General features: G+C 70.2%; 17 protein-coding genes and 2 pseudogenes. 7 read left to right on the top strand and 12 right to left on the bottom strand.

What is annotated here, in order from left to right:
• Window positions 1-10: 10 nt before the first annotated feature.
• Complete coding sequence (locus ACZ5DS_RS30110) at window positions 11-1621, bottom strand: N-acyl-D-amino-acid deacylase family protein (protein ID WP_468244679.1); 1611 nt, start codon at window positions 1619-1621, stop codon at window positions 11-13.
• A 22-nt stretch (window positions 1622-1643) separates the two neighbouring features.
• Complete coding sequence (locus ACZ5DS_RS30105; protein ID WP_468244677.1) at window positions 1644-2909, bottom strand: alanine racemase; 1266 nt, start codon at window positions 2907-2909, stop codon at window positions 1644-1646.
• A gap of 163 nt (window positions 2910-3072) precedes the next feature.
• Between ACZ5DS_RS30105 and ACZ5DS_RS30100 the strand changes: the two genes are divergently transcribed.
• From ACZ5DS_RS30100 to ACZ5DS_RS30080, 5 genes and pseudogenes are all read left to right on the top strand, one after another.
• The gene (locus ACZ5DS_RS30100; RefSeq protein ID WP_468244674.1) at window positions 3073-4107 is read left to right on the top strand and encodes a sugar kinase; all 1035 of its coding nucleotides are present in this window, start codon (window positions 3073-3075) and stop codon (window positions 4105-4107) included.
• Entirely contained in the window at window positions 4104-4868 is a 765-nt protein-coding gene (locus tag ACZ5DS_RS30095) for an IclR family transcriptional regulator (protein ID WP_468244672.1), read from the top strand. The genes ACZ5DS_RS30100 and ACZ5DS_RS30095 overlap by 4 nt, the downstream gene beginning before the upstream one ends.
• 90 nt (window positions 4869-4958) lie before the next feature.
• Window positions 4959-5369, top strand: a complete 411-nt coding sequence (locus ACZ5DS_RS30090) for a RidA family protein (protein ID WP_468244669.1) — start codon at window positions 4959-4961, stop codon at window positions 5367-5369.
• 96 nt (window positions 5370-5465) lie between these two features.
• A pseudogene (locus ACZ5DS_RS30085) lies at window positions 5466-6680 on the top strand (GntP family permease); the annotation flags it as partial.
• 70 nt (window positions 6681-6750) lie between these two features.
• A complete protein-coding gene (locus ACZ5DS_RS30080; protein ID WP_468244667.1) occupies window positions 6751-7284 on the top strand; it encodes a hypothetical protein in 534 nt (177 codons plus the stop codon).
• Here the strand turns inward: ACZ5DS_RS30080 and ACZ5DS_RS30075 are convergent.
• The 9 genes from ACZ5DS_RS30075 to ACZ5DS_RS30035 all read right to left on the bottom strand — a co-directional run bounded on the left by ACZ5DS_RS30075 (window position 7281) and on the right by ACZ5DS_RS30035 (window position 16436).
• A complete protein-coding gene (locus tag ACZ5DS_RS30075) occupies window positions 7281-8624 on the bottom strand; it encodes a M14 family metallopeptidase (RefSeq protein WP_468244664.1) in 1344 nt (447 codons plus the stop codon). The genes ACZ5DS_RS30080 and ACZ5DS_RS30075 overlap by 4 nt on opposite strands.
• A gap of 223 nt (window positions 8625-8847) precedes the next feature.
• Window positions 8848-10083 (bottom strand): cytochrome P450, encoded by a 1236-nt coding sequence (locus ACZ5DS_RS30070; RefSeq protein ID WP_468244662.1) that lies wholly within the window; start codon window positions 10081-10083, stop codon window positions 8848-8850.
• A gap of 29 nt (window positions 10084-10112) precedes the next feature.
• Entirely contained in the window at window positions 10113-10673 is a 561-nt protein-coding gene (locus ACZ5DS_RS30065) for a cupin domain-containing protein (RefSeq protein WP_468244660.1), read from the bottom strand.
• Between the two features lie 40 nt (window positions 10674-10713).
• Window positions 10714-11943, bottom strand: a complete 1230-nt coding sequence (locus tag ACZ5DS_RS30060) for a cytochrome P450 (protein WP_468244657.1) — start codon at window positions 11941-11943, stop codon at window positions 10714-10716.
• A 47-nt stretch (window positions 11944-11990) separates the two neighbouring features.
• The gene (locus tag ACZ5DS_RS30055; protein WP_468244654.1) at window positions 11991-13121 is read right to left on the bottom strand and encodes a type III polyketide synthase; all 1131 of its coding nucleotides are present in this window, start codon (window positions 13119-13121) and stop codon (window positions 11991-11993) included.
• Between the two features lie 86 nt (window positions 13122-13207).
• On the bottom strand, window positions 13208-14509 hold the full coding sequence (locus tag ACZ5DS_RS30050; protein WP_468244652.1) for a DUF1266 domain-containing protein: 1302 nt from the start codon (window positions 14507-14509) through the stop codon (window positions 13208-13210).
• Between the two features lie 182 nt (window positions 14510-14691).
• Window positions 14692-15381: a hypothetical protein gene (locus tag ACZ5DS_RS30045; protein ID WP_468244649.1), complete on the bottom strand. Its 690-nt coding sequence runs from the start codon at window positions 15379-15381 to the stop codon at window positions 14692-14694.
• Between the two features lie 33 nt (window positions 15382-15414).
• Window positions 15415-15615: a DUF397 domain-containing protein gene (locus ACZ5DS_RS30040; RefSeq protein ID WP_468244646.1), complete on the bottom strand. Its 201-nt coding sequence runs from the start codon at window positions 15613-15615 to the stop codon at window positions 15415-15417.
• A gap of 2 nt (window positions 15616-15617) precedes the next feature.
• Complete coding sequence (locus ACZ5DS_RS30035) at window positions 15618-16436, bottom strand: helix-turn-helix domain-containing protein (protein ID WP_468244644.1); 819 nt, start codon at window positions 16434-16436, stop codon at window positions 15618-15620.
• 235 nt (window positions 16437-16671) lie between these two features.
• On the opposite strand from ACZ5DS_RS30035, the gene ACZ5DS_RS30030 reads away from it, so the two are divergent.
• Together ACZ5DS_RS30030 and ACZ5DS_RS30025 are read left to right on the top strand one after the other, a co-directional pair.
• Window positions 16672-17079 carry an ATP-binding protein gene (locus ACZ5DS_RS30030; RefSeq protein WP_468244641.1) on the top strand — a complete coding sequence of 136 codons (408 nt, stop codon included), beginning with the start codon at window positions 16672-16674 and terminating at the stop codon, window positions 17077-17079.
• Window positions 17079-17888, top strand: a pseudogene (locus ACZ5DS_RS30025) (hypothetical protein). Before ACZ5DS_RS30030 ends, ACZ5DS_RS30025 begins: the two are co-directional and overlap by 1 nt.
• A gap of 585 nt (window positions 17889-18473) precedes the next feature.
• On the opposite strand, the gene ACZ5DS_RS30020 reads toward ACZ5DS_RS30025, so the two are convergent.
• Window positions 18474-18633 (bottom strand): DUF1266 domain-containing protein (locus tag ACZ5DS_RS30020; RefSeq protein WP_468245270.1); only part of this gene is annotated, 160 nt, incomplete at its 5' end.

The following is an 18633-nucleotide window of genomic DNA, read 5'->3' as shown; positions in this document are numbered from 1 at the left end:
GCCCGGGCGGTCACACCGGTGTCCGGCGGACCGCCCGGCCCGCCAGGACGTCCGTGCGGCGGCCGTCCTCGATGACGAAGCGGCCGTCGACCAGCACGTACGGGATCCCGGTCGGGAGCGTGCGGGGCTCGACGAAGGTGGCCCCGGGCGCGACCGTCTCCGGGTCGAAGAGCACCAGGTCGGCCCGGTGGCCCTCGCGCACCAGCCCGCGGTCCGGCAGGCGCAGCCGGGCCGCGGGCCGCGCCGTGAGGTGCGCGACGCACTCCTCCAGCGTCAGCACGCCCAACTCCCGTACATAGTGGCCGAGATAGCGGGGGAAGGTGCCGTAGGCCCGCGGGTGCGGCTTGGCGCCCTGCAGGATGCCGTCGGAGCCGCCGGTGTGGGCGCGGTGCCGCATGATCGTGCGGATGTTCTCCTCGTGGCCGACGTGGTGGAGGATCGTCGTACCGAGCCGGTCCTCGAGCAGCAGGCGGCGGGCGGTCGTCCAGGGTTCCTCGCCGCGCAGGTCCGCCGACTCCCGTACGGTACGGCCGACATGGTCCGCAAGCGCCGGGTCGGTCACCCCGGAGATCTCGATCGTCTCCCACTCCACCGGCACGCCGTGGCTGCCGTCCGAGCCGGTCACCTCCAGGTCGTGCCGGATCCGCCGGGCCGCCGCCGGGTCGGCGAGCCGGGCCAGGATCCGCTCCGGGCCGCCCTCGCTCGCCCAGCTCGGCAGCAGCGCGGCCAGGGTGGTGGACCCCGGGGTGTAGGGATAGGTGTCCAGCGTGATGTCCGCGCCGGAGTCCAGGGCCGTGTCGAGCAGCGTCATCAGCTCCGGCGCCCGGCCCTTGTTCACGCCGAAGTTCATCGTCGCGTGGGCCAGGTGCAGCGGACAGCCCGCCTCCCGGGAGAGCGCCACCATCTCGGCGTAGGCCTCCAGGGCGCCGGCGCCGTAGGAGCGGTGGTGCGGGCAGTAGTAGCCGCCGTACCGCGCCACCACCCGGCACAGCTCGGTCAGTTCGGCGTCCTCGGCATACATGCCCGGCGTGTACGTGAGCCCCGAGGACAGACCGACCGCGCCCTGCTCCAGGCCCTCCGCGACCAGCTGCCGCATCCGCTCCAGCTCGGCGGGCGTGGCCGGCCGGTCCTCCCAGCCGACGGCGAGCGCGCGGACCGTGCCCTGCGGGACGAGATAGGCCGCGTTGACGGCGATGCCCCGGTCCAGCCGGTCGAGATACTCGCCGACCGTCCGCCAGTCGATGTCGACGTCGTCGCCGTACCCGTTCCAGCCGGTGATGGCCCGCCGGACCTCCTCCAGCGTGCGGTCGTCCACCGGGGCGTACGACAGACCGTCCTGGCCGATCACCTCCAGCGTCACCCCCTGCGCGGCCTTCGCGCTGTGGTCCGGGTCGCGCAGCAGGGCGAGGTCGGAGTGGGCGTGCATGTCGATGAAGCCGGGGGAGAGGACGAGCCCCTCCGCGTCCAGCTCCCGCCGTGCCCCGGGCCGCTGACAGCCCGCCGCCGCGGCCTCCTTGACGATCGAGACGATCCGGCCGCCGTCGACCACGACATCGGCGCGGTAGGAGTCCGCGCCGCTGCCGTCGACGACCTCCGCGTCCCGGATGACCAGTTCCTCCACGGCGCTCCCCGACTCCCTGTCCTTAGAAGAACGTACGGATGTAGTCGACGACCGTCCCGTCGGCCTCGGCCACCGGGATCAGCTGCCACTTGTCGAAGGCCGTACAGGGGTGGGACAGGCCGAAGCCGACCCAGTCGCCGACCTCGACGTCCGCACCTGGGGCGGTGCCCAGCCAGAGGTGCTGGTCGGACAGGGCGGTCACCTCGATGCCGGTTGCCGGGTGCTCGGTGCCCTCTCGGCGCACCACCTGGGCCACGGGGTGGTCGAGGTCGTAGGCGGCGTCCCGCTTGCCCGCGTTGACGAAGGCCTGCTCGGGGGAGGGGCGGGAGACGACCTGCGCCCACAGCCGGAACGCGGGCTCCAGCGCACCCTCCTCGGGCACCCGGTTGAACGGGGTGAGCCTGCTGTAGTGCACGTCGTCGTGCGAGACGTACGCGCCCGAGCGGAGCAACTTCAGGACGGGCAGGGAGAGTTCGGGGACGTCGGCGAAGACATCGGCGACCGCGTCGAACCATTCACTGCCGCCCGCGCTCACCACGATCTCGTCCCCCTGCGCGAACCGCCCCGCCTTGTCGAACTCGGCGGCGAGAGCCACCAGCCGCCGCAGCCAGCCGCGCACGCGGGCCGGAGACGCGCCCGGCACCTGGGCCTCGTAGCCCGCGACGCCCACCAGCCGCAGCGTCTCGGTGCCTGCCACCGCGTCCGCGACCGCCGTCGCATCCGCCTCCGTACGCACGCCGGTACGGGCTCCCTCGCCCGCGCCCAGCTCGACCACGACGTCCACCGGGCGGGTGGCGCCGCGCAGGGCCGCGTCCATCAGCTCGACGCCGCGCACGGAGTCGACGTAGCAGACGAAGCGGAAGTCGGGGTCGGCGGCCAGATCGGTGGCGATACGGCGCAGGGCGGAAGCGTCCACGAGCTCGTTGGCGAGGAAGATCCTGCGGGTGCCGAAGGCGCGGGCCACCCACACCTGGTGGGGCAGGGCGAGCGTGATGCCCCACGCCCCGTGCTCGATCTGGCGCTGGAAGAGCTGGGGGGCCATGGAGGTCTTGCCGTGCGGGGCGAAGGCGAGGCCGTGCCGGGCGGCGTACGTCTCCATGAGCTGCAGGTTGTGTTCCAGGCGCTCGGCGGAGAGCGCGAGCACGGGCGTGGTGAAGCCGCCGGTGAAGAGGTTGCGGCGCTGGCCGGAAAGCTCGGCGACGGTCAGGCCCACGGCGTCCGGCGGGAGGCCCTTGAAGCGGTGGTCGATACGTTCCTCGGCCAGGTGGGCGAGCGCGGTGGTGCTCATGAAGCCCCTCTCTCGCGTTGCAGCATGTGCAACATACATTGCATGCTGTGTTCATGGTGTCTAGCATCTCGCCGACACCCGGTCAACGGCGCGGTCGCCCGGGACACCGACAGGAGCCATCATCGCCAACGCTACTTACGAGGCCGCTCTCGCCCCCGACGTCGTGGACGTTGTCGCACTCGGCGAGTCCATGGTCGCGTTCCTGCCCACCCGCCCGGGCCGCCTCGCCGACGTGCCGTCCTTCGACCGGGGCATCGGAGGAGCCGAGTCCAATGTGGCGTGTGTGCTGGCGGCCTTCGGTCACTCCGCTCGGTGGGTGAGCCGCGTGGGGGCGGACGGCTTCGGGGACCACCTGGTGGAGACGGTCGGGGCGTACGGCGTCGACGTCGCTCACGTACGGCGGGACGCGACCCGGCCGACGGGCGTCTACTTCCGCACGGCGGCCGACCGGGCCACCGACGCGCACGAGGTGGCGTACTTCCGGGCCGGCTCTGCGGCCTCCGCGATGGCCGTGGACACCGTGGACCTGGAGGCGGTGCGGGCAGGCCGCGTGCTGCACCTGTCGGGGATCACGGCGGCGCTGTCCGAGGAGTGCCTGGAACTCGTACGTGAGCTGGTGAAACCCGGCGAGGGGCGGCCCTTGGTCTCCTTCGACGTCAACTACCGGCCCGGGCTGTGGCCGGATGCCGATGACGCCCGGGTGCTGCTGGAGCTGGCGCGCGCGGCCGACATCGTGTTCGTGGGCCACGACGAGGCACGCCAGGCCTGGGGGCTGCACGGTGGCCGGGCCATCGTGGAGGCGTTGTCCGAGCCGGAGATCGTGGTCGTCAAGCAGGGCAGGGGCGCAGCGGTCGCGTTCGACAGGAACACCGACGGGATGGAGGACGCGGACGGCACGGCAACCCTCGTCCGGGCACCGCGGGTCGACGTCGTCGCCCATGTCGGTGCCGGAGACGCCTTCGCCGCCGGGTTTCTCTCCGCCACCCTCCGGGAACTCCCGATGCGCGACCGCCTCCGCCATGGCCACCTCATGGCGGCAGCCGCCCTCACCGTCCCCGGCGACCTCGCCACCCCTCCCGCCCGTAGCCACGCCGACCGCCTCGCCGCCCTGGACGACGAGGCATGGGGGAGACTTCGACTCGGCCCCGGCTGGACGCAAGCCGAGCAGGCCGCCCCGGAGGAGGCGAACACCCCATGAGCCAGACCGTCGACCGCGCCCTGAGCATCCTGCCGCTGCTCGCCGAGGGCCCCGCCGACCTCGGCCAGGTCGCCGACCGCCTCGGCGTCCACAAGTCCACGGCCCTACGGCTCCTGCGCACCCTGCACGAGCACGGCCTGGTCTACCGCCAGTCCGACCAGCGCTACCGCCTCGGCGCCCGCCTCTTCGCCCTCGCCCAGGAGGCGATGGAGAACCTCGACATCCGCGAGATCGCCCACCCCCACCTGGCCCGGTTGAACGAGCAGTGCGGGCACACCGTCCACCTGGCCGTGTACGAGGAGGGCGAGGTCCTCTACATCGACAAGGTGGAGAGCCGCTACCCGGTCCGCATGTACTCGCGGATCGGCAAGCCGGTCGCCATCACCGTCGCCGCGGTGGCCAAGCTGCTCCTGGCCGACCTGCCCGAACCCGAGCGCCGCGCCCTCGCGGACAAGCTCGACTACCCCCTCTACACGGCCCGTTCCACCCCCAACGCCGCCGCGTTCCTGCGGGAGTTGGAGCAGGTCCGCGAACAGGGCTGGGCCACCGACCTCGGCGGCCACGAGGAGTCCATCAACTGCGTCGCGGCCCCCATCCGCGGCGCCGACGGCCGGGTGGTCGCCGCGATGTCGGTCTCCGCGCCGAACGTCGTCGTCACCGCCGAGGAACTCCTCACCCTGCTCCCGCAGGTGCGCCGTACCGCGGACGCGATCAGCGGCGAGTACTCCGGAAGAACACCGGTGAAGGGCACCCGCGAATGACCGAGACGCCGGTGAAGGGCATCCGCGAATGACCGAGACGCCGGTGAAGGGCACCCACGAATGACCGAGACGCCAGTGAAGGGCCCCCGCATGACCGAGAAGATCGCGCTCACCCCGAAGACCCACACCACCCCGCCCGCGCAGTTCTCCCACGGCGTCAAGAAGGGCAACATCCTCCAGGTCGCCGGCCAGGTCGGCTTCCTGCCCGCCGAGGAGGGCAAGCCCCCGACGCCGGCCGGTCCCACCCTGCGCGAGCAGACCCTGCAGACCCTCGCCAACGTCAAGGCGATCCTCGAAGAGGGCGGCGCGAGCTGGGACGACGTGATGATGATCCGCGTCTACCTCACCGACGTGGACCACTTCGCCGAGATGAACGAGATCTACAACGGCTACTTCGAGGAGCAGGGCCTCACCCAGCCGCCCGCCGCCCGGACCACGGTCTACGTCGGTCTGCCGGCCGGCCTCCTCATCGAGATCGACGCTCTCGCCGTCCTGGGCTGACGGCACACCCCGACTCCCTCCCGCACGTCCCGCACGGCACGGCGCCCACGAGGGGTGCCGTGCCGCGCTCCCCCTTACCCGAAAGCACGATGCATTGTCGGCCTCCTCACCGGACTCTCGGTCACCGAACTCTTCGGCACCGTCCAGCGCTCCGACGCCGTCTCCACCATCGAGTCCGGCATGGGCGGCATCCTCGGCCATGTCGCGATCATCGTCGGGCTGGGCACCATGCTCGGCGCGATCCTTGAAGTCAGCGGCGGAGCCGAGGGGTTGGCGACCCGGCTGCTCGGCCTCTTCGGCGAGCGGCGCGCACCACTCGCCATGGGCCTGACCGGCCTGATCTTCGGTATCCCGGTCTTCTTCGACGTTGGCATCTTCGTCCTCGCGCCGATCGTCTACGCGGCCGCCAGGCGCTCCGGTAGGTCGATCCTGCTCTACTGCCTGCCGCTCCTCGCCGGCCTGTCCATGACCCACGCCTTCCTGCCACCGCACCCGGGCCCGGTGGCCGCCGCCGGTCTGCTGCACGTCCAGCTCGGCTGGGTGATCCTCATGGGCATCGTCTGCGGCATCCCCGCCGTCCTGGCCGGCTGGGCGTTCTCCGCCCGGATCGGCAAGCGGATCTTCGTCGCCGTACCGCAGGACATGGTCGAGGCGGCCGCGGAGGCCAGGCTCGCCGTGCTCGACGAGCAGCGGGAGGCCGGCGTCGAACCACAGGAGAAACCGGTGCCCCTCGGCACGGTCCTCGCCATCATCGGTACGCCGCTGATCCTCATCCTCGCGGCGACCTTCTCCTCGATCGCGCTCGACCCCTCCACCGGCCGCTCGGTGATCGAGTTCTTCGGCAGCCCGTTCGTCGCCCTCACCCTCGCCCTGCTGCTCGCCTACTACCTGCTCGGCATCCGGCGCGGCTGGTCCCGCAAGTCCCTGGAGGCCGTGTCGACTTCGTCCCTCAAGCCGGTCGGCAACATCCTGCTGGTGGTCGGCGCGGGCGGCGTCTTCGGTGCGATCCTCAAGGCGAGCGGCGTCGCGCAGGCACTCTCCGACACCTTCGACGGTGTCGCTCCTCGCCGAGGGCGACCACTCCCAGTCCTTCGTCGCCCTGGTCATCATGGCCATCTCGGCCGGCTCCATCTTCGCCTCCCACGTCAACGACGGGGCCCGCGCGCGGAGCGCGCTATCGGATGCAGCTGGATGGTCGCCAAGTACTTCGGCATCAGCGAACGGGACACGCTGCGGACGTGGACGGTGCTGGAGTCGGTGCTGTCGGTGGCGGGGTTTGTCGTTGCCGGGGTGGTAAGTCTGTTCCTGTAGGCCCAGAGGTTGCGGATGTGTCAGGTGGTCCGACTGGTTCCGGCACAGGAATGTCGTCCATACTTCCGCCGTGGAGCAGCGCATAGGATCGAGCAGCAAGCCCCTGGAGGGCGAGCCCGTCAAGGGTGCCGGTTTCGACCCGGCCTTCATCCCCGGGCTCACCGTGCCTGTACAGGCCGGGCCGGAGGACGCGGAGCCGACGGCGGAGTCGGAGCAGCCGCCGGCACCGGAACCCGCCGAGGAGCCGGAGGCACAGGCGCCCGAAGCGCCGGCGGAGCCGGAGGAAGAGGCGGAGCCGGAGGAAGAGGCGGAGGCGCCCGTGGACGGCCCCGTCTTCGAGGCCTCCGACCGCCGCGCCAAGTTCGTCGCCGACCACCGCGGGGTCCGTCTCAGCCTGGACGAGGAGAACTGCGAGTTCCGCTGGGACGAGATCGCCGCGGTCGAGACGGAGTCCCCCCGCTTCGGCAAGCGTTTCACCATCACGGTGCACACCCCTGACCGCCGCTGGTACCCGATCGAGATCGAGGCGGCGGCCAGGGCGCGCTTCAAGGAGTGGGAGGAGCAGCTGGACGCTGTCCTGGACGCGTACTTCGAGGAGGCCTAGCCGCAGTACTGGTCCGCTTTCCCGATGGACCTGTACATGCAGTCGGCGTTCTCCAGCAGCTGCAACACCGCATTCTTGTTCCGGGACGTCTCCCGCTCGATGACCTCGTCGGGCGGGTAGAACCCACCCTCCGAACTGGATGTCGGATACATCTCGAAGGTGTAGTCGAAGATCTTCTGTGTACCCCACAGATAGTCGTCGATCGTCCCGTCGGTGATGTACAGATCACTCGACTGCTCCGGCGTGTACCCGTTGCTCGCGGCCATCTTCTGCCCCACGGCCTTGAACGCGGCCGCGTCGTCCGCGGTCATCCCGGTCGCGGTGTCCGAGTACGTGTACCCGAACGGCCACAACACCAGCTCGCTGTAGGTGTGGAAGTCGATCCCGGCCCTGATCTGCTGCTTGCCCCCGACGACCCGGCTGCGCACGAAGTCGGCGACGACCTTCACCTCGGGCGCGGACTCGGCGGCGGAGCCACGGTAGGTCTCGGACGACCTCGAGCTCGACGACCCGCCGCAGCAGCCCCACTTGTAGTTCCAGTTCCGGTTGAGGTCGGTCCCGACGTACGACGACCCCGAGTTGGGCTGCCGGTTCTTGCGCCACGACCGGTACGACCCGGTGGCGATGTCGTACTCCCCGCCGTCCGGATTCAGATCCGGGACGATCCAGATCTCCCGGCTGTTGACGAGGTTCGTGATCCGGGAGTCGCTCCCGTACCCGGCGCCGAACTCGCGCAGCAGGTACAGCGCCATCTCCACGGTCAGATGCTCACGAGCGTGCTGGTGGAAGGTGAACAGCACCTCGGGCTCGTCCTCGTCGGTGCCCACGTTGTCGCTGACCTTGATGGCGACGATGTCCCGCCCCTGGTACGACTTCCCGATGACCCGCTTGCTCATGATGTTCGGGTAGGCGGCGAGCCGCTGGTCGATCTCGGCGTTCATCTCGGCGTAGTTGTGGTACTTGGAGTCGGCGCTGGGGAAGTCGTGGAGCCGGAGCCCGGACCGCTCGGGTGCCGCGCCCAACGGGCGGACGTCATAGCCGAGTCGACGTAGCTTCCTGATCTGCTCGGCCCGCCCGGAGACGACCACGGTCTCCTCGTCGGCCTCGTCCACGGTGACGCCGGTGGCCTGGATGGCCGTACGGGTCACGGGGTTGGTGCTCTGATGGATCTCGTACTGCCGGATGTCCTCGCCGGAGGACGGGGCCTTCCGGGCGCTGTCGGCGGTGGCGTGTGTGGCGGTGGCCGACACGGGGGCGGCGAGGGCGAGGGCCAGCAGCGCGCCGAGTGCGGCCGTGCGCCTGCCACCGCGCGCGCCGGAGCCGCGGATACGGAGTCGCATGAACTCTCCTTGGGTCTCCAGGAATTCCGGGGTCGCCGGAGGTGGGGAGTGGAGCTGGGGGGTGCTTCAGTGCGACGTGCGGGTGCGAACCTGTCGTGCGTGGTGCCGTGCGTGTCGCTGTGGGTCCGCTGTGCGGGGGTTGGCGCTCATGGTGAAGTGTTGACATGATCAGGTCAAGAGCATGTCAAGGTGGCTTCGGGGTCCGGCTGAAAGTCGCCGGGCGTCACCAGCACACCGGCAGGGCCTCGGGCCCTCGGTTGACGGTGCCCCGGCGCCAGCGCACCTCCCGTGCGGCGCAGGCGAGCCGGAGGCCCGGAAGCTCACGCAGCAGGGTCGACAGGATCACCTCGCACTGCATCCTGGCCAGTGCCGCGCCCAGGCAGTAGTGCGCGCCCGCCCCGAAAGCGAGGTGCGGCGCCTGGTTCCGGGTCAGATCCAGCCGGTCGGGGTCGGTGAAGACGCGGGGATCGCGGTTGGCCGCCAGGTAGGAGACGTGGACGGCTTCTCCGGCCCTGATCAGGACGTCGCCCACGGGTACGTCCGTCACGGCGATCCGGGGCAGGCCCACACCGTTGCGCTGCGGGATGAACCGCAGCAGTTCCTCGACGGCGCGCGGGACGAGCGCGGGTTCGGCGCGCAGCCGGGCGAGCTGGGCGGGGTGGGTGAGCAGCGTGTAGACCATCGTGGCGGCCTGGTTGAGCACCTGGTCGAGCGTGTTCAGCACCACCATCACGGTCAGCGAGATCAGCTCGGGGCCGCTCAGTGCCCCGGCCGTCCGCGCGGCGACCAGGTCGCTGAACAGGTCGTCGCGCGGTTCCCGGCCCCGCAGCTCGGCGAGTTCACGGAAGTACACCCCGATCTCGGCCTTCACGGCGTCGCTCTCCTGCAGCGAGCGGTCGCTGGAGAGCAGGACCCGGCGCCAGCCCTGGAGCCGTGCGAAGTCGCCGGCGGGCAGCCCCAGCAGCGTGCCGATCAACCGCTCCGGCATCGGCCCGGTCACCGCTTCGGTCAGGTCGGCGGGCGGCCCCAGGGCGGTCATGGCGGCGACCAGGCGCCCGGCGGTGCCCTCGGCGTCCACCCGCAGCAGGGCCGCCCGCCTGCGGTTGAACGCCCGGGAGACCAGACGCCTGAGACGGGTGTGGTCGGGCGGATCGGTCCTGCCGATGCCGCCGGCCGGGGCCACCGTGTGCGGGGTCATGCTCGTCACTGGCCGGCCGACGGTGAGCGCCCGGCTGAAGCGCGGATCGGCGGTGACCTTCTTGACGTGCTCGTACGACGTCACGAGCCACGCGTCTCCCTCGCCGTAGCGCATCCGCACCCGCGCCACCGGCTCCTCACGCACCAGCCGCCACAGCAAGGGATCCATGTCGAGGCCGTCGAGATGGTCCACCGGCCAGTAGTGCACGACGGAGGACGTCTCGGGGCGACGCCCGGCGGGGACGGCGGCGGCCGCGGTCACCCCCTCGCCTTCCCGGCTCCTCGCCCCGGTCATCCGTCCGCCGCCCTCGCCGCGGCCGCCGGCGCGTGCCGCAGCGGCGTCAACTGCTGGATGTCGTACCGCGAACGCAGCTCCTCGATCGCCTCGGCGTCGGGCCCGCCCGAGGAGTTCAGCAGTTCCAGCAGCTCTTCGAAGTACCGCTCGTGATCGGGTGGCGGCGCGGACTGGAACAGCATCCGGGCCGGACTGCCGGTGGGGTTGGCGAACGCGTGCGGGCAGCCGGGCGGTACGAGGATCAGCGTCCCCGGGGTCGCGCGGACCGGGCGCTCGCCCGCGGCCGACTCCCAGTCCCGCCAGCCGTCACCCGTGCGCACCTTGGGCTCGAATGCCATGACGTCCAGCTCGCCCTCGATCACGAAGAACAGTTCCTCGCCCCGGACATGGGTGTGCGCCCCCACGTCGAAGCCGGGTGGCACCACGACCTCGAAGGTGGACGCCACGCGGGAGTGGGCTCCCGTGACCTTGAAGGTCACCTGCTGGGCGGCTGCCCGGACGGTGCGCCCGGCACCGGGCGGGACCACCAGGCCGTTGGTGGGCCGCTCGATCGTCATCGTGTCTCCCGTTCTCCGCCGTGCGTCTCTTCCTTGCTCCTCACCACCGGACCGGCAACTCCTCCGGCCCGCGGATCAGCGCGCCCCGCTGCCAGCGCGGCTGTTCCTCGGGCACGGCGAGCCGAAGGGCGGGGAAGCGGTCCCACAGCGAGGTGACGACGAGTTCGGACTCCATCCGGGCCAGCGCGGCGCCGGGACAGTAGTGGGGCCCATGGCCGAACGCGACGTGCGCCGGGCCGGCCCGGTCGAAGTCGAGCGCGTCCGGGTCGGCGAACACCGCGGGATCCCGGTTGGCGGTGAGGTACGAGACGTACACCGCGTCGCCCCCGGGAATGGTCACCCCGCCCACCGCCACGTCCTCCAGCGCGATACGGGAGAGGCCGACGGCGTTGCGGTGGGGGATGTAGCGCAGCAGTTCCTCGACGGCGCGCGGGACGAGCGCGGGTTCGGCGCGCAGCCGGGCGAGCTGGGCGGGGTGGGTGAGCAGCGCGTAGACCATGGTGGCGCTGTTGTTGCGCACGGCGTGGGCGCCGCTGATCTGCACCAGCACCGCAAGGGCGACGGCCTCGTCCAGGCTCAGCGCGCCCGCCTCCACACCCCCGGCGAGGACGCCGGCCAGGTCGTCCGGACGGCCCTGCGCGGGGACCCGGGGACCGGCGGCACGACGCTGCAGCAACGCGGTGAAGTAGCCGGCGATCTCCCCCTTGGCCCGCTCACTGACCGCCCGCCCGGCCGTCGCCGAGATGATGGCGTCGGACCAGCGGGCCATCTGCTCCCGGTCCTCCTCGGGCACGCCCGTCAGGGTGCTCACCATCGCGAGGGGGAAGGGCCGGTTGAGGTGCGCGACGAGGTCGACGGGTGGGCCGTGCCGCTCCATCCGGTCCAGCAGCTCGCCCATGACCTGCCGGGCGCGGTCGCGCAGACGGCTCATGCTGCGGACGGTGAAGGCGCCCGCCACGACCCGCCGCATCCGCGTGTGGTCCGGGGGATCGGCGAGCCCGATCGCCTCGTCCAGCGGGATGAAGTGCGGGGTGAGCCGGGTGACGGAGCGACCGACGACGGCCTTCCGGCTGAACCGCGGGTCCGCGGAGACGAACCTGACGTCCTCGTACCGGGTCACCAGCCAGGCGTGCCCCTCGCCGTTCGGCAACCGGATCCGGGCCACCGGTTCCTCGTGCAGCAGCCGGGCGAGCAGGGGGTCGAACTCGAGACCGGGGAGGTCCGGCGGGGTCCAGAAGTGGACGGGTGGCGTGCTCGGTGAACTGATCAAGGGCTGACCGTCCTGGGTGTGTGGGGGATCGGTGTCGCGGGTGATCCTCAGCGGGCCGGATCGAGCCCGGCGACGGAGGAGGAACGCTGGCGGCCGATGACGGTGGTGATCCGCTGTCGTGACATTGCTCCGGACCCGGTCCAGCGGCCGAGGGCGATCTCCGCGGTGATGCCGGGCCCGAACCCGGCGATCAGCCCCTTGGCCCCGTCCACCGCACCGCCCTCGGCGAAGAACCGGGCGAGGGCGTCCAGGACGACCACGCTCGCCACGTTCCCGTACTCGGTGAGCGTGGCCCGGCTGAAGCGGAAGACGTGCGGCGGGACCCGCAGATGGGTGCACAGGTCGTCGAGGATGCGCGGTCCGCCGGCGTGGACGAGATAGAAGTCGAGGTCCGAGACGTTCCAGCCGTGCCGGTCCGCGAGTTGGGCGAGGACCGGAGCGAGCGGCTCCATGGTGCCCGGAACGCGCTTGTCCAGCAGGAAGTGGAAGCCGGTGGCGCGGACGCTGTACGCGATCCAGTCCTCGGTGTCCGGTACGAGATAGGAGGCGTTGCGCTCCAGCCGGATCCCGGTGCCGCCGCTGCCGCGCACCACCGCCGCAGCCACCGCGTCACCGAACAGGCCGTTGGACAACAGGCTGCCGACGCTCAGGTCGGTGGGCTGGTAGGACAGCGAGCAGAACTCACAGGCGACGACGAGGACGTTGGCCGCGGGGTGCGCGGTGCAGAAGTCGTGCGCCCGGTTGACGGCGCTGCCGCCCGCCGCGCAACCGAGCTGCGCGATGGGCAGCTGCCGGGTGTCGTGCCTGAAGCCCATGCGGTTGATGAGCCAGGCGGTCAGCGAGGGCATCAGGAACCCGGTGCACGAGACGTACACGATCATGTCGATGTCGCGCGGACCCAACTCGGCGTGTTCCAGGGCCTGTCGGACAACGCCCGGCACACGCCGCCTGGCCTCGGCCTCGTAGACCTTGTTGCGAGCCTCGAACCCGGGATGCCGCAGGGTCTCCTCGACGGGCTGCACGAGGTGCCGCTTGCGGACCCCGGTGTTCTCGATCAGGCGGGTGGCGAGGGCCAGTTGGGGGTGGTCCGGATGGAGGGTACGGGCCAGCTCCAGGGTCTCGGCCAGGGTGAGGACGTGTTCGGGAACCGCTACGGCAGGGCGGCACAGGGTTGCCATGGCAGGGATGGTTCCGGAAAACGATCATTTGGGCAAACTGGTCGTACTTGCATATTTAATGCTCTTCGCCGAGTCGGTGGAGCCGGTCACCGAAAGGAAACGCTGATCCAGGGGCTGCCCGGATCCGACATCAGAACGCGATGCACGTCGACCATGTCCGTGTACCACGTCCCGAACTCTTCGTCATCGAAGTGCAGGCAGCGCCCGAGGATGTACCCGGCGGCGAAGTCCTGCCAGGACTTGTACGACCGCGCGGCGGCCCGCCCGGCCGCAACGACAGCGGACTCGGCTTCCTGCAGCGAGCAGTACCGGGCCCCCAGCCCCCAGCGGGCCATGCCTGAGGCCCGCCCGAAGTTCCACGCATCCACGGAGCTGACGAACCGGTTCTCGTCGAGGATGCCGTCGGCCCGGAAGCGCGCCTCGTACCGGGTGATGCGCCCGACGAGATGCTGCACGCCCTTGATACGCGCCTCGGTCTCGGCCTCGGGGACGGTGGGCGTGGTGGTGACCCCGTCCGGGGTGATGACGGTCTCGCCGCCTGCGCTGTTGCGCAGCACCCGGGCGACCGCGTCACGCCAGTAGGCGGTGTCGACGTGCCCGCCGAAGTCACGCGCGATGGTCCGACGCAGCCCGAGGGCGAACTCCCAGACGGGATTGGCGCCGTCGGGATCGAGCAGAGCGCGCTGCTGCTCCTGCCACCCCTCGCGACTGGTGACACCCCACCACTCCCGCAGCGACCGGCGCTCCGACGGATAGCCGTCGCCGTGGTACGCCATGGCGTTCCAGGCCAGCCCGTCGCGCACGATCAGCAGTGCGCCGCAGGCCAGCCCGCGCGCGACAGGCCCCTCCAGGGGCCCGCCGACCCGGAGCGTGAGCACCCTCGCCCGGTTCAGCGGAGCCTTCGCCCGCTCACTGTGCTGAGCCCACACGGCGGAATGCGGCGGCGCCGAGGGCAGGAACGCCTCGCACGGACTGCCCGGATTGACCACGATCATGGCCGGATCGCTCGGCTCCCACACCCGGGCGAACCACCCGAGGCTCTGCCAGTCGAGAACCCGGTGCGGGTCCGGCACGGGCAGCATGCCCTCCGTGTACACGGCCCAGACCCGACCGCCCGCCACCCGGGGATCGTGCCCGTAGACGGGCTGGCACCTGCTCGGCTCGGCATCCGCGCCGTCGCGCCGTATCTCGAAGAACAGACGGCTGTCCGCGAGGGTGTCGAAGTAGGCGGCCCAGTCCTCGCGCGACTTGGCGTCCAGGAGGGCCTGCTCGATCTCGGTCGGCGGGGTCCAGACGGGCGGGATCGAGACAGGGGGATTAGAGGCAGGCGGATTCGAGGCTGGCGGGGTCGCAGGCCCGAACCCTGCGGGCGGCGGACCGAATGACATGGAGTGCCCTTCTCAACCTGTGCGCATGTACGACGACTTGGCTCGGCTGGTCATGCTATGTGACCCATGGCGGGCCATTTCTGGGAGGGCGGTGTGCGGGTGGCGGGCCGCTCGGTGTCGAGTGGCTGGAGTCACGCGGCTTTACCGTGACCTGACCCTCCCGCCGTTTCCCACAGGGACTTTCAGCGTGACGACTGCGCCGGCGGGGCTGGGAAGTCCGCCATAGGCACGCCCTGGTCGCAAGAAGAGGTGATGGTCGAGCCGCCCTCGAGCATGCCGACCGCTGTGCCCGTCAGCCGGACTTTGGCGCTGTGGGGAGGAGCCACGAAATCCACCGGTCGCGCGTAGCGAAGAATCCCCTCAAGAGCCACCAGCGGCACGCCCTCTCTTGTGCCATCGTCCGGCCGGACGCCGAACCGCTGCCCGACCCGCGCGACTCCGCCCACGCACCGGACGATGCACGTGGCAGATACTGCGTCCCGCTCCTCCACGGAGTGGATCTGCAGCTGCGCGTCGGCCCGGGTGACGAAGAGCCGCTCCTCGTGGTGCAGGACGAGGACTCGTTCGTAACGGTCGATGATCACCAGGTCGTCCTGGCCCGGGTACCAGAGGTCATCGAGCCGTTCGAGGACGGCCCGGTAGGCGACCCGCACCGCCGTACGATCGGCCGGCCAGGCCACCCAGACGTCCTGTCCCGCATCCTCGACGGCGGCGCGCAGGGCGTCTCTCAGCTGGTCTGTGTCGAGGTCGGAGACGTCCAGGGCGATCTCGGCCCGCTTGATCAACGCGGCAAGCCTGGCGTGTGATCCGCCGAGTGCGCTGAGGAAGGCGTCGTATGCGCCGGGACCCTCGTAGGCCCCTATGGCGGTCAAGGCTTCTCTCAGGTGGGGAGGCATCTTTCCGGCTCACAGCCCCGTGGGGTGAGTCTCCTTCAAGGCGTCGATGAAGGGGATGAAAGATGCAGTGGGGAAGGTGAGAGTGGCTCTGGCTGGGGCTTTTGAGTCGCGGATGGATATGTGGGTGGAGCGGTGGGCGACCTCCACGCAGGCGTCGCCCTCGTCGCCACCGGAGAAGGAGGACTTCTGCCAGGAGTCGGGGGTCAGCATGCTCACAGCTCCTTCGCTAGCCGGTGGATGAAGTCCCGCGAACGGTCCGGGTCCAGTGACGCTGCCTCTACCCTACGGAATCGCGTTCGATATCGGTTGAGCTGGGCTTCGGTATCGATGTAGACCGGCCCGCCGGGGCCGTCACGGACGACGGTGTCCAGCTTGGGGACGGGGCCACCCGCGTAGACCATCGCACTTCCGGCCCCGCCGAAGCCATCCAGGTCGAAGGGGATGACGCGTACGGTGACGTGATCGGCTTCGGAGATTTCCAGGACACGGGTGAGCTGAGCCCGTGTCGTGGATCGGTCGCCGACCCTGATGCGTAGTGCCGCCTCGTGGATCACGGCTTCGTACGGCACCGGGTCCGGGCGCTCGATGATGACCCTGCGCTTCATCCGGTGATCGACCCGCCGCTCGACATCGCTCGGCGGGAACTCCGGGTTCACGTACGAGAAGAGAAACCGAGCGTAATCCGCCGTCTGAAGAAGACCCGGGACATGCAGGAACTCCACGTCCCGGCGGAAGCGGGCGTGATGCTCCAGCTCGGGCAGATCCATGAACGACGCCGGCAGCAGATCTCGGTACTCCTCCCACCAGCCACGGGTCCGGTTGGTCGCCATGGTCACGAGCGCGTCGATCAACGCCTCGTCTGTACAGGCGTAGTGCGTCGCCAGGCGTCGTACGCGTTCGGCGCTCACGCCGGCGACACCCGACTCGATCTGGCTCATCTGCACGGAGTCGGCTCCCAACAGGGCCGCCGCTTCGCGAGCCTTCATGCCTGTCGCCTCGCGCAGTCTGCGCAGTTCGGTGCCCAGCCGCACCCTGCGGACTGTGAGATGCCTCTTCGGCGGCACCGTTACCTCCTGTCGCAACTGCCATGTGGACGTAGCTCGTTCGGGGACCAGAGTACGGCAACAGCTTGCGCCTTCCTAAGTTTAGGAAATACCGTCAGTGACGAGACGCGCACACTGCGGAAGTGCACCGTGCCGTCCTGCCATGACGGCTGCGGCAATGCCACCGCACATGAAATCCCCTGCCCCCGAACGGAGTTGACGCATGCCCGAGACCTGGGACTACACCCTCTACATCCCCAACGACCTCAGAGCGATCACAATCTGTCGCCGCACCCTGCGCCTGATCCTCACGATGCACGGGCTGATCGGGCTGGTGGACACCGCGGAACTCCTCGCCGCGGAGTTGGTCTCCAATGCCGTGCGGCATACGAAGGGGCCGGCTGCGCTCAGGGTGCGTCGGTCGGCGGAGGGCGTGGTCTGGATCGGGGCGTGGGACACCGACCCCGAGCCACCGGACCCGCCACGGCCGCTGGAGCAGGTGGGCGACGTGGAGGAGGGGAGGGGGCTGGGCCTGGTGATGGCCTGCGCTGACTACTGGGGCTGGCAGCCGTCGGCCAGGTTCGGGAACCGGGGCAAGTACGTGTGGTGCGAACTGGCGGGGGCTGCGTGATGGCCGGCTCGTCGCATGAGGCGCTGCACCGGATCTTCCAGAAGGACCCGGCGCTGCTGACCCGTGCCTTACAGCGGGTGCTGGACATCCCGTTTCCCGAACCCCGGGAGATCGCCGCGCTGAACGTGGACCTCACCGAGATCGAACCGGTCGAGCGGCGCGTGGACACCCTGCTGCGGGCGGAGACGGACGAGGGCACGTACCTCCTCGTGGTCGAGTCACGGGGAAAGGTGGACGACCGCAAGCGCGGCAGCTGGCCCTACTACCTCTCCTACCTGTACGAGAAATACCGCTGCGAGCCCGTGCTCATCGTCATCATCCAGAGCAGCGCCACGGCCAAGTGAGCCTCGCAGCCCATTCGGCTCGGCTTCCCCGGTTGGTACTCGCTGACGGTACGGCCGCTCGCCATACTGGAATCCCTGGCATCCGCCCTGCGGACCACCGACCCCGACAACGCCGCAGTCTTCGTGCAGTTCGTCGACTCATGCCTGGCCGACCCCCAGGCGAAGCAGATGTGGAGGGAATTGATGACGGCGATCCAGTACTTCTGGTGACACCCGCTGGCTGAGCAGGTACGCGAAGAAGGCCGAGAACAGGGGCGTGAGGAAGGCCGTGAAGAAGGCCGTGAAGAAGGTCGCATCGAGGATCGCCGGGAGATGATCCTCCGCATCGTGGAATGGCGTGGCGTCTCGGTATCCGAAGCCGTCCGTGAGCAGGTGAGTGCCTGTACGGATCTGGACCGACTCGAGTTGTGGGCGCAGCGAGCCGTGCACGCGGCGGACGCGGCGGAGTTGTTCGTCGGCGAATGAGTGAACGGGGTTGGGGCGGACCGCCCGCTTCTTGGCCAGTGTCGTGCCTCCACGAGCCGAGTCAAGGGCGCTCCCGTTCCGCTGCGCTCCACTCCCGCGTCGCCTTCGGCGATGGCCCTCCGGGCCACCCTTGACTCGCCTCGCTCCAGCACGGGGAAGAAGCGAGCGGGCGGCCGGGGGAACTGGGCGGCTTGGCTCTGTTGGCCCTTAGGTGGGCTGCGTTCGTGCCGTTGGCTGAGGGGGCGGCGTCGCGCTGCGGCGGCACGCCGGGCGGGTGCAGCGGGTGCCGGTCGGCGGGTGGCGGCAGCCTGCGCGTCGGGTGGGTTCGGCGACTGCCCCGCTCGTCACGGAAGCCTCGCCCGCCCCACTCAGACGATGAGTGGGGGATCTGTGCCAGAAGGTCCGAACATAGTCGCAGGTCAGACGGCTGTCCATGGTTTTCGGATGGAACAGATCTACCACTCGTTGCCGCAGCCTTCGTTCAGTTCGGTCGAGCGTAGGCGTGCACGGATCTCGACCAGTTCGAGGTCTGGGCCCAGATGGCGATCCACACCTCGGACGCGGCGGAGCTGTTCGCCGGGCCGGTCACCGGAACGGAATGTTGAGCCAGGGGCTGCCGGGGTTGGACATCAGGATGCGATGGGCCTCCACCATGTTCTGGTACCAGTCCCCGAACTCCTCCTCATCGAAGTGAAGGCAGCGTCCGAGGATGTAGCCGGCGGAAAAGTCCTGCCACGACTTGTAG

The sequence above is a fragment of the Streptomyces sp. NPDC031100 genome, assembly GCF_055570785.1.
The sequence above is the reverse complement of the archived record's forward strand: the minus strand, read 5'-3'. Positions and strand labels throughout refer to the sequence as shown.

Bases quoted from the DNA above. Each gene is read 5' to 3' on its own strand.
- ACZ5DS_RS30075 (WP_468244664.1), bottom strand. From the start codon at position 8,624: ATGCGACTCCGTATCCGCGGCTCCGGCGCGCGCGGTGGCAGGCGCACG.
- ACZ5DS_RS30040 (WP_468244646.1), bottom strand. From the start codon at position 15,615: ATGCTGACCCCCGACTCCTGGCAGAAGTCCTCCTTCTCCGGTGGCGAC.
- ACZ5DS_RS30030 (WP_468244641.1), top strand. From the start codon at position 16,672: ATGCCCGAGACCTGGGACTACACCCTCTACATCCCCAACGACCTCAGA.
- ACZ5DS_RS30095 (WP_468244672.1), top strand. From the start codon at position 4,104: ATGAGCCAGACCGTCGACCGCGCCCTGAGCATCCTGCCGCTGCTCGCC.
- ACZ5DS_RS30090 (WP_468244669.1), top strand. From the start codon at position 4,959: ATGACCGAGAAGATCGCGCTCACCCCGAAGACCCACACCACCCCGCCC.
- ACZ5DS_RS30050 (WP_468244652.1), bottom strand. From the start codon at position 14,509: ATGTCATTCGGTCCGCCGCCCGCAGGGTTCGGGCCTGCGACCCCGCCA.
- ACZ5DS_RS30105 (WP_468244677.1), bottom strand. From the start codon at position 2,909: ATGAGCACCACCGCGCTCGCCCACCTGGCCGAGGAACGTATCGACCAC.
- ACZ5DS_RS30065 (WP_468244660.1), bottom strand. From the start codon at position 10,673: ATGACGATCGAGCGGCCCACCAACGGCCTGGTGGTCCCGCCCGGTGCC.
- ACZ5DS_RS30055 (WP_468244654.1), bottom strand. From the start codon at position 13,121: ATGGCAACCCTGTGCCGCCCTGCCGTAGCGGTTCCCGAACACGTCCTC.